This window comes from Paenibacillus sp. J23TS9, from assembly GCF_018403225.1.
In the GTDB taxonomy this organism is placed as follows: domain Bacteria; phylum Bacillota; class Bacilli; order Paenibacillales; family Paenibacillaceae; genus Paenibacillus_AQ.
On record NZ_BOSG01000001.1, the window covers coordinates 1,582,041 to 1,595,319 of the forward strand.

At 42.8% G+C, this 13,279-nt stretch carries 14 protein-coding genes and 1 pseudogene; 8 read left to right on the top strand and 7 right to left on the bottom strand.

Going from position 1 to position 13,279, the window contains the following annotated elements; translation table 11 throughout:
• The first annotated feature begins 87 nt into the window (after window positions 1-87).
• A complete protein-coding gene (locus tag KJS65_RS07655; protein ID WP_213649283.1) occupies window positions 88-945 on the top strand; it encodes an SDR family NAD(P)-dependent oxidoreductase in 858 nt (285 codons plus the stop codon).
• A gap of 447 nt (window positions 946-1,392) precedes the next feature.
• On the opposite strand, the gene KJS65_RS07660 is transcribed toward KJS65_RS07655, so the two are convergent.
• A complete protein-coding gene (locus KJS65_RS07660; RefSeq protein ID WP_213649284.1) occupies window positions 1,393-3,132 on the bottom strand; it encodes a Rieske (2Fe-2S) protein in 1,740 nt (579 codons plus the stop codon).
• A gap of 453 nt (window positions 3,133-3,585) precedes the next feature.
• A complete protein-coding gene (locus KJS65_RS07665; RefSeq protein ID WP_213649285.1) occupies window positions 3,586-4,494 on the bottom strand; it encodes an AraC family transcriptional regulator in 909 nt (302 codons plus the stop codon).
• A gap of 157 nt (window positions 4,495-4,651) precedes the next feature.
• Here KJS65_RS07665 and KJS65_RS07670 point away from each other — a divergent pair, with 157 nt between their 5' ends.
• Window positions 4,652-5,410, top strand: a complete 759-nt coding sequence (locus tag KJS65_RS07670; RefSeq protein WP_213649286.1) for an SDR family oxidoreductase — start codon at window positions 4,652-4,654, stop codon at window positions 5,408-5,410.
• 292 nt (window positions 5,411-5,702) lie between these two features.
• Here KJS65_RS07670 and KJS65_RS07675 read toward each other — a convergent pair whose 3' ends face one another.
• On the bottom strand, window positions 5,703-6,614 hold the full coding sequence (locus KJS65_RS07675; RefSeq protein WP_213649287.1) for a helix-turn-helix transcriptional regulator: 912 nt from the start codon (window positions 6,612-6,614) through the stop codon (window positions 5,703-5,705).
• A 175-nt stretch (window positions 6,615-6,789) separates the two neighbouring features.
• Here KJS65_RS07675 and KJS65_RS07680 point away from each other — a divergent pair, with 175 nt between their 5' ends.
• From KJS65_RS07680 to KJS65_RS07695, 5 genes and pseudogenes are all read left to right on the top strand, one after another.
• Window positions 6,790-7,257, top strand: a complete 468-nt coding sequence (locus KJS65_RS07680) for a VOC family protein (protein ID WP_213649288.1) — start codon at window positions 6,790-6,792, stop codon at window positions 7,255-7,257.
• 139 nt (window positions 7,258-7,396) lie between these two features.
• Complete coding sequence (locus KJS65_RS07685; protein ID WP_213649289.1) at window positions 7,397-7,966, top strand: YdeI/OmpD-associated family protein; 570 nt, start codon at window positions 7,397-7,399, stop codon at window positions 7,964-7,966.
• Window positions 7,967-8,148, top strand: a pseudogene (locus KJS65_RS29785) (IS1595 family transposase); the annotation flags it as partial.
• Between the two features lie 165 nt (window positions 8,149-8,313).
• Complete coding sequence (locus KJS65_RS07690) at window positions 8,314-8,796, top strand: DUF2975 domain-containing protein (protein WP_213649290.1); 483 nt, start codon at window positions 8,314-8,316, stop codon at window positions 8,794-8,796.
• Between the two features lie 10 nt (window positions 8,797-8,806).
• A complete protein-coding gene (locus tag KJS65_RS07695) occupies window positions 8,807-9,025 on the top strand; it encodes a helix-turn-helix domain-containing protein (protein ID WP_028776701.1) in 219 nt (72 codons plus the stop codon).
• 103 nt (window positions 9,026-9,128) lie between these two features.
• Here KJS65_RS07695 and KJS65_RS07700 read toward each other — a convergent pair whose 3' ends face one another.
• On the bottom strand, window positions 9,129-9,590 hold the full coding sequence (locus KJS65_RS07700; RefSeq protein WP_213649291.1) for a DinB family protein: 462 nt from the start codon (window positions 9,588-9,590) through the stop codon (window positions 9,129-9,131).
• A gap of 150 nt (window positions 9,591-9,740) precedes the next feature.
• On the bottom strand, window positions 9,741-11,213 hold the full coding sequence (locus tag KJS65_RS07705; RefSeq protein ID WP_213649292.1) for a serine hydrolase domain-containing protein: 1,473 nt from the start codon (window positions 11,211-11,213) through the stop codon (window positions 9,741-9,743).
• A 288-nt stretch (window positions 11,214-11,501) separates the two neighbouring features.
• Between KJS65_RS07705 and KJS65_RS07710 the strand changes: the two genes are divergently transcribed.
• The gene (locus tag KJS65_RS07710; protein ID WP_213649293.1) at window positions 11,502-11,822 is read left to right on the top strand and encodes a TFIIB-type zinc ribbon-containing protein; all 321 of its coding nucleotides are present in this window, start codon (window positions 11,502-11,504) and stop codon (window positions 11,820-11,822) included.
• Between the two features lie 71 nt (window positions 11,823-11,893).
• On the opposite strand, the gene KJS65_RS07715 is transcribed toward KJS65_RS07710, so the two are convergent.
• The gene (locus KJS65_RS07715; protein WP_213649294.1) at window positions 11,894-12,358 is read right to left on the bottom strand and encodes a phage tail protein; all 465 of its coding nucleotides are present in this window, start codon (window positions 12,356-12,358) and stop codon (window positions 11,894-11,896) included.
• Between the two features lie 334 nt (window positions 12,359-12,692).
• A complete protein-coding gene (locus KJS65_RS07720; protein ID WP_213649295.1) occupies window positions 12,693-13,172 on the bottom strand; it encodes a GyrI-like domain-containing protein in 480 nt (159 codons plus the stop codon).
• Window positions 13,173-13,279 lie beyond the last annotated feature (107 nt).

Sequence of the window (13,279 nt, forward strand, 5' to 3'; positions counted from 1 at the left end):
ACTTTTTTCCTGCCTTGACTTGGAGTCGACTCCAAGTTATAGAATTGTGCTCGATTAGGGAAATATCCTATCTGGAGGAGACGTGCAATGAACAAGAGACAACGTGAAAATATCGCAGTGATTACTGGCGCAAGCGCCGGGATCGGATTGGAATTAACCCGGAAGTTGCTGTCGGAGGACTGGCAGGTGATTGCTTTGAATCGTTCCGACTTTCCGCCGGACGATATAAGAATCCAAACAGCGGTCAAGAGTGGATGGCTTCGAATTTATAAAATCGAGGATCTGGCTGATTATGCCAGCTTGAGACGGACTTTGGAAGAAATCAAAAGCAAGGAGCAGCGGATCGATATTTTGTTCAACAACGCCGGCGGGTCCTTTCCCGAGCTGAGCTATTCAAAACAAGGGCGCGAAAAGCATTATGAGCTGTTGACAGTCGTTCCTTATATCATTCTAATGGAATTGAAGGAACTTATAAAAAGCGGTCGCTTAAAAACGGTGATTAATACCTCTTCTTCAGTGCTAAAATTTACGAAAGAGTTTAATATCGAAATCCTAGAGCGCCCCAAAGTTTTCCGCAAACTAATTGGACCTTATGCCACCTCAAAGCTAGCGCTTTCGCTGTGGACTCATGCCATCGCACCGCAGCTTGCCAAGGACGATATTAAGATCCGCAGTGTTGACCCGGGTAGCAACAATACGTTAAGAAAAGGGAAAAAGTCCGGGCTGCCCATTTTGGTTATACCGTTGATGAAGCTGTTTTTCTCTCCACCTACCCATGGCGCGGGCAAGCTGTATGAAGGGGCGCTAGGGGAACATCGTAATGAAACCGGTGTGTTTTTGTTGAAAGGTCAGGTTGCGGAATTAAAATTTAAAGACGAAGCGTGGAACGTTTTGGAGAGGATTAAAGCCATTTACGAACATGAATTTTCACAACGTGATTGTTAACCATACGGCTTATTCAAATTGATCGTTAGCTTAATGACTGCGAATCCATTTTGTGCATTATCGGCATATTGCTGGTGCTATATATGCGGGTTTTTATAGCGTTTATGTTATTGTCCCTTGACCGCTGCGGTTAAGGGATACACAATATAGCCTTCATTTTTCGTTTATATAATAATAAGTTACTCTTATCACAGCCACTTAACTGAGCCATATTTAAATCGACCGGCTGTCCTCATGTCCTCGTTAGCATATTTGTTTCGACTATTGTCTAGGGAAAATAAAATAAAACAAGCTGACGGCAGTTGAATACTGATACCAGCTTGCAGTACATGGCTTTTCTCAAATCAACTAATATCGGGCATTAACTTCTTTAAGAACTGAACCCCCTTTCAGCTGGTTCGCCGGTTGTAACCTCTACTCTGCAATAATTGCAGCAGCTTGCTTACTTTATTCTTCTTCGAACAATTTCTCGCCGCGATGGAGTCGCCATGCAATTTTCGCCGTATGAGGCGTTTCACGGGAAGTCGGAGCATGTGCTGCCAAATAACGGGTAACTGCAAGGATAAGCGTTTCGCGGGCTTTTTCAGCAAATGGTCCAGATTCGGAAGCCCAGCGGTCATATTCCGCCACAGCCGCTTCGTACATCTGGAAGGTGTGAAATTCCGCATCCTCTCGAAGCAGCGCATGACCCAATACGTTGAATAAAGGCTCTGGCTTTCCGCCACTGCGCAGATAGCGGATCACCCATGTCGCTGCCGGCGCCACTTGCTGCTGTTTGTCGAGAATCTCCAGAAGCTCCTCGGGCTGTGGCACTTCCTCTGTCGTGTCAAATGCAGCTGGTCTCGGGGCAGCCGGGATGTTCAAAAACCGGTCGAGGTAAATCGTAGCCGCAGTATGGAAAATGCCGCGGACTAGCCATGAATCGGTAGAACGGATCAAACCTTCATGAACGGCGTGAGCATGCGTAAACGTGTGTAGTACCGAAATCCAGTCCCCGAAATCGTTATGCACATGGAAGCGAACGATCCGTTCTGCCGCAGCCAATGCGGCAATTTGCGAGATCCGCACCGGAGAGGCGCCTCCGAGCAAAGCTTCCTTCAGCATGCGAACCGTTCGAAGCGGATCATCTCCGAGCAGCGCTTGGAGCATCTCCTCGTCATCGATGTCAGAGTCTTCGCTTCCTGATGAAAAGCTCTTATTGGACAGATCCTCGAACACTTCCTTCAACGGTTGAACCCAATTGACCGGAGACTGCCAGCTATGAAGTTCTTCGCTACGCGATGCGTTGCCGAACATCGGTACGAGTGAAGCGAGGACAACATTATGCTGGGCGGATCCAACATACTTTAAGCTCTCGAATGCCTTATTATGGAAGTCCAGCGTATGGCCTCCATTCATATAGAAATGATCCGTCGCAGCCATGCCCATCATAGAGAATAACCGCTTCTCATCCACCCTCGCCTGTACGGCGGTCAGCAATACCCGTTCCGCGCCGCGTGTATCTCGAACCTCGATGCAATCGCGGTACCATTCCGTCAATCGTTCTTCAGAGACGCCTGTATTCGGAAGCGGATCGAGCAAGTAGCGCGTTCCTCCTCCGGCAGATTCGCGCGCCGTATGCAGCAATCCTTGAAACAACGCAAGGATCCGGCCTTGCTTATCAAGCTTTGGCAGGACGTTGGCCATCGCGGCCAGAATCGTTAATCCGGATCCCCACCCTTGCGTGCGCTGTTTGACCCCAAATTCGATCCCGATCGCAGCAATTTCTGTCTCTGGAACGCCCGCCTCCATTAATCCGACTATGGCCTTAGCTATGACAAGACCTATATTTTGCTCAAGGCCGCTCAGAAGCCGGTCTTTATACTGCTGTACTTGATTGCTGTTCCGAGAATTCGGGTTGACCCAAATTATTCCGTTTTGAATGGTTACATCGTGTACAGGAACATCGTCCGCCCAAGGATCGAGCGTTCCACCGCTGCATACGTCAAACCGAGCATGATGCCAATGGCATGTCAAAATCCCGTTGCACAAACTTCCCATATGAAGCGGAAAACCGAGGTGAGGGCACCGATTGTCAAGCGCATGCACTTCATCCTCGTGATAAAAAACTACGATGCCCCCCTTGATCAACTTCGGTCTTTGCTCTCGAAGATCTTCTACCGTACCCGCTTGAATCCAACCATTCATGATAACGCCTCCATTTTTCAATATCATCAGCTTTCCTTGTTTACAGAATATCCTATTTTGAACACATTTTAAATACATATGTTTAATATGTCGTTTTATTCTACGCATGCTTTAACCCCTCGCCCGTTTAATTAAACGGGATTCCATCAAATCATTTGCCGTTTAAAACGGGTACAGCAACGGTTAATCTAAATCTGCTTGTCTTTTTCTGCCAGAGATATATGTACTTGTCCTGCGGTTTTGAAAAGAATATTTATTATTAAAATACAAAAAGCCGCAGCAATGCGGCTTTTATAGATCCAAGTACTTGTCGTATTACAATATCTGCTTTCTGAGCTTCTTTATTGTCTCGTTCAATCTATATCATCTAGAGCACCAGGATATTGCTGATCAATTCAGTTTTAATTCATCAATTAATGAAGAAATATTATTGTGGTTTCATATCGAGCCGATTCAGTCACCATATCCTTCCCCTAACGAATCACGCAGTTGTTGGACATCGCTCATCGGAGGCCGTCCGAATAACCGTGCATATTCCCTACTGAATTGAGAGGGACTCTCGTAGCCGACGCGAAATCCGGCCGTTGCAGCATCCAGTCCTTCCCTGAGCAGCAGCCGTCGAGCCGTTTGCAAGCGGATGGTTTTCTGAAACTGCAGCGGGCTCATGGCCGTTACTCGTTTGAATTGCTTGTGAAAGGTTGTCGGGCTCATGCTGACTTGAGCTGCCAACTCTTCAATCACTAGTGGCTGTGAGTAATTTCTGTTGATCAGATGAATGGCGTTTGAAATGCCCTGGGCATAGCTTCCGATTACGGCAAACTGCCTGATGAGCGCTCCCTGCTCTCCCTGCAGTACCCGATAGAATATTTCCCGGATCACGAGCGGTGCCAGCATGTCAATATCTGCGGGCGTATCTAACAGGTAGACAAGGCGCAGCATTGCATCCAGCAAGGAGGGGATGGACGGATTGACCAGAATGCCCCGCCCTGAGATCTCTCCCCTTTCCTTAAGAGAAAGGCGGGATTTCTCGTTTATATCCACAATGACATCCGGATTGAGCGTCAGTGCCAAGCTTAAATAAGGCTTTTCCGGCGAAGCCTCGATAATTTTCCCGATCACCGGGAGATGAACAGAGGTTACCATATACATACCCGGATCGAGCATGAAGCTATCCCCGGCAAAAGCGGCCGTTTTGGATCCTTGGACAATCAGGTATAGCGAGGGCATGTTGATCGTATGCGTCGGTTCAGATTCATAGGATGCACGCCGAAAGCAGAGCTCGGGAATCGCGGTTGTATGCACACCATCCACCGTCGCATGATGCGCAATTTGCAATGCTAATTCAGAAACGAGTTGGTTCAAGGCTTGTTCACAGCTCCTTTTTGTTCAACCTAGTAATCTATTATAAGACTGAGCAGGAATAGGCAAGGATTACGCAAGAATGGTCTACATGGTTTCATCTGATTTTTCTTATTATGGGATAGGCAAAGCAAATTTAAAATGAAAGAGGGATTCGTTTATGAATATGAACGATAAAACGATGTCAGGAATTAAGGATAAAGTCATTGCCATTACAGGCGCGAGCAGTGGAATTGGCGAAGCAACAGCTGTCCACCTTGCAAAGCTTGGAGCAAAGCTTGTTCTCGGGGCTCGCAGTACAGATCGGCTTAAAGAAATTGTGACGAGCATTGAAAGCTACGGAGGAATGGCTGTATATGCAAGAACAGATGTTACTAGCCGCGACGATTTGTCCAATCTGATACAGCTGGCATGCGGAAGGTATGGAAAACTGGATGTGCTCATCAATAATGCAGGCATAGGGCCCATTTCCCCGCTGGATGAACTGCGCGTCGAAGACTGGGAAGCGACCATCGACGTCAACACGAAGGGCGTATTATACGGCATTGCTGCAGCGCTGCCTGTTTTCCGAGAGCAAAACTTCGGGCATTTTGTAAACATCGCCTCTACTGCTGGACTGAAGACCGTTGCGAACCAGGCGGTTTATTCCGGTTCCAAGTTTGCCGTACGAGCGATTTCCGAAGGACTCCGGCAGGAAGCAGGCGATCACATACGCGTAACCATCATTTCACCGGGTGTTGTGCAGACGAACTTTATTGATGGAATACCCAATCAGGAAGTAAAGGATCGGCTGGCCTCGGTTAGAGACGGGCTAGGATTGCCGCCGGATGCCGTTGCCCGCGCGGTCGCTTTCGCAATCGAGCAATCGGCCGAAGTGGACATCAACGAAATCGTGATCCGTCCTACGGCTCAGATTTAAAAAACGGCCCTTATACACTCCGCATCTCCTGTTCGTTGAGCAAAGGCAGCTGCTTTATCAGCCGGTTGCCTTTCCTTTTTTTGTTGAAGTATCCCTTTCCTCTCTCTTATATACACTTTCATCAACTGTGGCAATAGGACCATACCCTTGTCCTTTACGGCCAAAGGAACGAGTTAAACTAGGTACAAGAAATCGTTCCCTTTAAACAAAAATGCCGCCATATAGACGACTTCTAATGTAACCATGTTAGTCCCCCTACAAAGATAATTAGCAGAACTATGCATAGGGTTATTTAGGCATATTTGTTAATCATGACATTTAGAAACTCTCGAAAATCTTCAACATATGATTTAGGCTCTATGATGACTAAATTCGTTCCAAAACCAGCCAAAAACTGGAATCCATTATGGTTATGCGGCACATCTATTGTTGCTATTAGAAATTCAGAATTATAGGCTTCAATATTTTTTTGACCGTATCTTTCAATAAAGTGATCTTTTATGCTATGTGAGATCAATGCTTTAATTGTAATTAATTTCGGTTGATAATGTTGTTCAGCTTTTTGATCATTCAAAAAATCTCTAGGAACAAATGTTTTGATATCGATATTAAGATTATCCGTTCTAGACAATTTAAAAGTTCGATATCCCATTCGATTTAAACAAAATCCCTTCAAATACCAACTCATTTCACTAAAATGAAGCTGGTATGGCTCGACCGTTCTATTCGTCTTGAGTCCGCTTTGATCTATATAATCGAAGGTAAGTAACCTTCCTTGCACGATTGCTTCCTGACAAGTCTTTAAGATTTGAATAATCTCAGAACGACCGTCCCAATCATAAAATGACAGGTGAATTGAGCTTTTCCAGGATGATGATTCTATCATCGATTGAATTTTTTTAAGAGTTAGTTCCACTTCATCACTAAATAGAATTTGTCCCAATCCGCCCAGTGCCGTTAAGATATTTTCTAAGTCTTTACTGCTTAAAAGTCGCTTGTCTAATTTGTATTCATCCATAATCCCGTAGCCGCCGTAAACCCCATTGATAGAATAAATAGGTATATTAGTAAAACCGAGGGTTTCCATATCACGTAGAATCGTTCTTTTAGATACGTTAAATAATTGTGAGAACTCGGTAGTTGAAACTACATTCTTTTGCAGTAAGATCATTACGATAGATATTAATCTTTCGATTTTCTCCATATTATCCCTCCCGGGTCGAACCGTGAAAAAATTAACCCATTTATGAACACTTACAAAGCTTTCAGAGAATCTTCTTAGGTATAAAAAAGTAATTTTACAAAGCTATAATAGGTGACAATATAGCTGTCACCTATTATAGCTTATACTTCATGTATTACAAGAAGGAGGTTTTTTCATGTCAGTTATTGCATATTTAAACTTTGATGGGAATACAGAGCAGGTCATTGATTTTTATTCAGAAGCTCTGAGTTCAAGTAAGGTCAAAAAAGTGAAGTTCAAGGATTTTCCACAAGATCCAAACTACCCATTGTCAGAAAATGAGTTGAATATGATTATGGAGTCATCCTTAGAATTCGCTGGTGGCAAAATAATGATGTCGGATATTCTTCCTTCTATGAAGAAGGTAACGGGCGAGTTGGTTAAAGGCAACAATATACTGATTAGTATCGTTATTGATGATAAGCAAACACTGGAAAATTACTTTTCTAATTTGTCTGTAGGCGGCTATGTTATCATGCCGTTATCAGAAATGCCTTGGTCTTCCTGCTTCGGCATGTTGGTTGATAAATTTGGTGTTGTTTGGAAGTTTAATCGTGACGCTGATAAGTTTCTTGAACGTTTAGTTTCAAACCAACAGCAGTAATTAATTACAAGGAGCATCTTTTCGTTTTAGATAATTAAAGTTGCAGGCCATATGACTTAAGGATAAGTGGCAACGTACAATGAGCGTTGCCACCTTTTCTCGTTTGTAGCCAAGACAGAAAGGAGAATGAAAGACATTCATGGAAATCAACGAACTGCTTTCAGCAAAGTCGAAAAGCGAATTGAGGTATTGGTTCCGGGAACATTGTTTGACTGAAGAATCTTGTTGGGTTGTCGTGAGTATGAAGTTGACACCTGGTACGTTGCTATATCTGGACGCTGTCGAAGAATCCTTGTGTTTTGGATGGATTGATGGAATAAAAAAGAAAATTTCCGAGACTGAACTAGCCCAAAGGCTATCTCCAAGAACCCCAAAAAGTTCATGGACTGAATTAAATAAAGAACGGGCACGTCGTCTTGTAACGTTAGGATTAATGACAGAAGCAGGTAGAAAGATGCTCCCTGATCTGAGTTACGAGTCATTTAACATTGACCCTATTATCGAGCTGAGGCTGAAAGAGGAAACAGGTGTATATCAGAATTTCGTTCGATTACCAGATCTCTATAAAAGAGTTCGAATCGACACTATACAAAGTAATATAAATCAACCTGAGTTATTTAAGAAAAGATTAGATAAGTTTATAACAAACACTAGGCAAAATAAATTGTATGGCAATTGGAATGACAACGGACGTCTTTTGAATTACTGATTCCGTTCCTATGCAAATTCAAAAGGCTCGGCTCATTACCGATTCAAGTCCGGCGGAGAACAACGTGTGAAAGGCGGTACCCTATCAAAAATGTAAACAACTACCACAGCCGCTCAAAAAAATGGATGGACTGCTTTAATGGGACCAGTTGTAAATTTAACATTTTAAAGTTAGAGCATTTCTATGTAATGAGAAATGCTTTTTATATTTGTCAAAATTAATAGGATATTTCAACAACAATAATAATATAATGTAATTCAATACTTATTTATTGTAAAACGATAAATTATATACTATAATCATGTTGTCAACGTTTCGGTAAAGTTTAATTAACGAGGTGCTTTTTTATGAAACAAGTTACGACACTCTTTTTAAAGCTAGCTGTTATTTTCATAGGAATCCTAGTTCTTGCATTGTGCATATTTTTGGTACCCAAGATCGGGAATTTTGCTGGGGAATTGTATCCAGATATTGCATATATGAAATCTCTCGTTTTAATCGATATGTACGCGGCAGCGATACCTTTTTATTTTGCTCTGTTTCAAGCTTTTAAACTTTTAAGCATAATTGATAAGAACCAAGCGTTCTCGGAATTATCGGTAAAGGTTTTATGGAATATAAAATACTGTGCCATCACGATCAGTACCTTGTACCTGCTAGGTATGCCACTCTACTATCTCATGGGGAAAAGAGTTGATCCTCCAAGTTTCATACCCATCGGATTGGTCATTATTTTCGCCTCTATGGTGATCGCCGTTTTTGCTGCTGTTCTCCAAAGACTTTTACAAGAAGCTATTAATATAAAATCAGAAAATGATTTAACGGTCTGAGGTGAATATCATGGCTATTATCATCAATGTTGATGTGATGTTGGCAAAAAGGAAAATGAGCGTAACAGAACTTTCGGAGAGGGTTGGAATTACTATGGCGAATCTTTCCATTCTGAAAAACGGGAAAGCAAAAGCGGTTCGTTTTTCAACATTAGAAGCGATATGTAAGACTTTGGATTGTCAGCCAGGAGATATTTTGGAGTACAAAAGCGATGAAGACACTCAATAAAAGCAGACAACTAATTTATTTATCTATCGGTACGAAGGCCCATTGAACCGCCTTTTCAAAAAGGCGGTTTTCTTATATCAAATATCAACACTAGCAAATAGTGTTATACCCTATCCTCCAGATATGCCTGCCTTACCCGCTCGATCTGGGCAAGGTGGTCACGAACATGCTTGATGCGCGATTCCAGTAGCTCTTTGAACGTGTACTGTGCTCCATCGGGATATTTCCCGATCCTCTCAAGCTGCTCGGGAGTCAGATTTTTCATAAGCGGCAGCATACTGTCCCGAAGCATTTGGAACAGGAGCAGATGCTGCTCACGGTCCAACCGTTCATATCCCAAGTTGTCTGCCCAGGCTTCCTGATCAAATGATAGCAGAAGCGGTTCTTCCTCAGCCAAGACTTTTCTCATCCGATGTGTCGACAGGATTTCGCTATCTGTCACATGGATTACAATCTGATGGATGCTCCACTTGTCTGGTGCAGGTTGGAAACGCAACTCTTCCTCAGACAATCCTTCAACGGCTTCTCGCAGTAGTTCATAGGCTTGGCTGTACTCCTCGATCAAGTCTCTCCACCTCCTGAAAACGTATGTTTAATTTACGTAAATCGATAATATATATCGTTAAAACCCAAATAGCCGCAAATATATTTAAGCGTGCATGTTCTTTTCGTCTTACATATGATGTATTACATCTGTTTCAATTCGCTGGATGAATTAAATCGGAATGAAGTTAAGCGCATCAGTTTGGTGACCATGCGGATCTAAATGGATTAACCTGAGTTGACCGTTTGGTTCTATTAGGAACTCTATCTGTTCTTTTATGTGCAACGTAGTGCAAATTAGGGAGTTATCTTTTTTGGAGAGAGGTACGATTTCGTACTTAAACCATGCCCCCCAATTTTTTTGAATAAATAAATAAAGGCTATCCTCTTCATAAGTTACAACAACGGTTTTTGTAGTGTCGATCCCATATTGGTAGAATGTTTCATAAAATAATCCGACAGCGAATTTAGGTTTATCGATACTTGATAGTTTATCCAAAGCCTCCATCAACTCAATTGCTCTTGTGGAATCTATGCTGTTATTCTCTTCACCAGTGTGATATATTCCGGCATATTTTCTTAATTCATTGGGGGCTATAATTATACGAGAGAAAGGATTTGGTGAAAGGATTTCTTCGCCCATCACTATTCTCGCCAAACGCTCACTAATGACATCAACAGGTGTAAGGTTGACATTGCTTAATACTACAACGGTGATATCTTCGTCTAAATAGCGATTGAACTCAGCAGTAAAACCATTCATGGTTCCGTTATGCCATACCCGTTTTCTTGATTTGTTGTTGATGATTTGTTCTGTTACTACCCAACCGTAGCTGCCAAAAGGTGACGTATCCTCCCCGAATAATTGCTCCCATTGCTGATGTGTGAGTATTCCGTCCCTAGTTAAAGCTCTGTCCCAGATATAAAGATCCTCGACTGTGGAGTACATCCCTCCGGCTCCCGCATGCAATGACATGTCCGTATACTCGGTTGGGATAATCCCCTTACAAATGGAGTAACCTGAGGCAAAATGTTTTAAGAGCGTTCTACCGTCTTCAACCCCCGTATTTTTCATATTTAACGGAGTTAAGATATGATCAGTTATATAGTCTTGATACGACATTCCTGAAGCTTTCTCGATAATGTAACTTAACAAGATGAAGGGAGAACTTGTGTAATTGTATCCCTCTCCTGGGGTAAATTGCAGCGGTCTCTCTTTAAAAGTTTCAATGGTTTGCTCAATAGTCGAATAAAGTTTCATTGTTTTTTCCCAAAAGTGAGGAGAAGTCGGATAATCAGGTATTCCTGATGAGTTGGTTAATAAGTGGCGGATGGTTATGATATCTCCATGGGGGTAGTTTGACATATACGACGTAACCGGATCATTGACATCAAGTAAGCCCTGGTTCTGTAACTGGATTATTGCAAGTGAAGTAAAACTCTTGGTTAAAGACCCGAGACGAAACTTCGTGGTTGAAGTGTTCGGTACATCATGCTCAAAATTGGCCATACCGAAACCTTTACTTAATAATATTTGGTTTTCCTGCGCAACCAGTACGGCTCCGTTAAAATATCCTTGATCCGCTAAAGCATACATGTAAGTATTTAACTTTTCACTTAAGTTAAAATGGTCAGCTGTTTTCATTTTCCACCTCGATTTGAACTGGACTGATGGTGCATTTCTATTGTGACGTAGAAACACTAGTTTACACCGTAATCATAATCAAGGAGGTTTAAATAGTCTACGGATAAAACATTTTATAAAGTACTCTACACGTTTTGAAGTGCACTTAATAAAATGAAGTTCGAATTAGTGAAGTCATACCGATCCACATTGTTGCTCTTTAGCAGAAACCCGGACATAAAAAAGAAACCCACTGTGCAATTGCGCCGTATTACTGGTGAACTTGGGTTCATAAAGGAGGGTGAAGTAATGAATTGTCCGGTTTGCGAAGGCTCTCGCATGAAAGAAGTGGAGAAGAACGGCATTCTTATCGACATTTGCCCCTCATGCAAAGGGGTATGGCTCGATCGGGGTGAGCTGGACAAGCTGATGCAGGACGTCAGAGAAGTCCGCCAGGATTACAACGAATGGTACTACGGGGATTCCCCCAGCAAGCATGGAGCAAAGAAGGAAGACCCGCCTTCAGGGCAGTATTATCCACCTCAGCAGCAGTACCCGCATCATGGCCATCCACCACACAAGAAAAAGAAAAAAAGTGTCATGGATATGTTTGGAGACTTGTTCGATTAATCAGGAAAAATAAAAAGAGCTGCGACGGTTCGCTGCTCTTTTTATTCTTTAAGGATAAAGAAAGTGATACTTTAATATTCTCTTTTAATGACAAAAAACGAGCCCCGTATGGTTCCGGCCAATTTAGACTTCTGTCTGGCAAACTTGAATTTCGCTTCCAACTCCTTCGGAACTTCCATCCCTTCCGAAAGCTTAAAACCAACGGCCCGCTTCTTCGGGTCATCAACCGTATACATGACATTGAGCCCAAGACCATCTTCATAAAAGACGTAAGTAAATTGAATATTTTCCACTTGAAAACGCGACGTTTCCAAAGGCTTGGCCGCAAACTCGATATCACGTTCTTCTTTCAAAATACGGTTTACGTACTCCAGGGTTTCCTGACTTTCGCTGGCGGGTACGACCGTAAACTCGTGATTATATTTGTTCATGAGGTAACGGGCTTCATTCGCACGCAACCCAGCAAGCGTTTCGGCTACAGGCGAAGATTCCAAACCAACCGTAGACACATTTTTAAAGTCAACGATATATGACATTTCGATTCCTCCTAAAAGTTTTGCGAACATTGCATCATAGCACCGACTTCGAGCAAAACTCGCAACGGAAGCATTGGCTTAGTTTCGCGAGCATTGCATCATAGAACTGACTTCGAGCAAAACTCGCATCGGAAGCATTGGCTCTTAGTTTTGCGAGCATAGCATCATAGTACTGACTTTGAGCAAAACTCGCATCGGAAGCATTGGCTTAGTTTTGCGAGCATTGCATCATAGAACTGACTTCGAGCAAAACTCGCATCGGAAGCTGTATCTCATTATTTCCTAACAAATAGAACTGACTTCGAGCAAAACTCGCATCGGAAGCTGTATCTCATTATTTCCTAACAACAGGAATCCACATTTCACCAAATACGACGTCGTCTCGCTGCCCCATCTCAACCGATGCATTCGGACCGCCGACATAGGCAACTTCATTTACTTCCGGCAGGACTTGCCCAAAGGCAATGCCGGCAAGCTGATTGCTGAGCTCTTCAGACGACTTCGCTTCTCCTTTAACAACGATGTATTCCCCCTTAGGGAATTGGATCATTCTCGTTGCTTCAGGCAACGATGCCTCTGTCATGACGCCAGCATAATACATCATCTTGTTATTCACCGCTTCGTTCACGGCAAAAATGTAGTCATTCGTGGCGACGGATTTTAACGTGTCCAGCGTCCCATCTTCTTCGACGGCTGACCAAAATTCTGACTTTTCTTTGTTTATGCCAGCAAAATCTGTGTAATGGCTCTTAAGCTCCGTTCCAATTCCCAAAACAATAAAGGTGTCCTTTTCTTCCAACGTATATTGTGCCATATTCAAAACCTTCCTTTTTTTTAAATTTGATCAAATGATTTGTCTTTTCACTTGATAGGCTTATAATAACCTTAAACCATGTCAAAAAGTGATACTGTTAAGGAGGC

What these genes read in the sequence shown, in the direction of transcription:
- KJS65_RS07655 (WP_213649283.1), top strand. Translation starts at nt 88, where the DNA reads ATGAACAAGAGACAACGTGAAAATATCGCAGTGATTACTGGCGCAAGC.
- KJS65_RS07685 (WP_213649289.1), top strand. Translation starts at nt 7,397, where the DNA reads ATGGAAATCAACGAACTGCTTTCAGCAAAGTCGAAAAGCGAATTGAGG.
- KJS65_RS07660 (WP_213649284.1), bottom strand. Translation starts at nt 3,132, where the DNA reads ATGAATGGTTGGATTCAAGCGGGTACGGTAGAAGATCTTCGAGAGCAA.
- KJS65_RS07690 (WP_213649290.1), top strand. Translation starts at nt 8,314, where the DNA reads ATGAAACAAGTTACGACACTCTTTTTAAAGCTAGCTGTTATTTTCATA.
- KJS65_RS07675 (WP_213649287.1), bottom strand. Translation starts at nt 6,614, where the DNA reads ATGGAGAAAATCGAAAGATTAATATCTATCGTAATGATCTTACTGCAA.
- KJS65_RS07715 (WP_213649294.1), bottom strand. Translation starts at nt 12,358, where the DNA reads ATGTCATATATCGTTGACTTTAAAAATGTGTCTACGGTTGGTTTGGAA.
- KJS65_RS07710 (WP_213649293.1), top strand. Translation starts at nt 11,502, where the DNA reads ATGAATTGTCCGGTTTGCGAAGGCTCTCGCATGAAAGAAGTGGAGAAG.
- KJS65_RS07695 (WP_028776701.1), top strand. Translation starts at nt 8,807, where the DNA reads ATGGCTATTATCATCAATGTTGATGTGATGTTGGCAAAAAGGAAAATG.
- KJS65_RS07680 (WP_213649288.1), top strand. Translation starts at nt 6,790, where the DNA reads ATGTCAGTTATTGCATATTTAAACTTTGATGGGAATACAGAGCAGGTC.
- KJS65_RS07720 (WP_213649295.1), bottom strand. Translation starts at nt 13,172, where the DNA reads ATGGCACAATATACGTTGGAAGAAAAGGACACCTTTATTGTTTTGGGA.
- KJS65_RS07705 (WP_213649292.1), bottom strand. Translation starts at nt 11,213, where the DNA reads ATGAAAACAGCTGACCATTTTAACTTAAGTGAAAAGTTAAATACTTAC.
- KJS65_RS07670 (WP_213649286.1), top strand. Translation starts at nt 4,652, where the DNA reads ATGAATATGAACGATAAAACGATGTCAGGAATTAAGGATAAAGTCATT.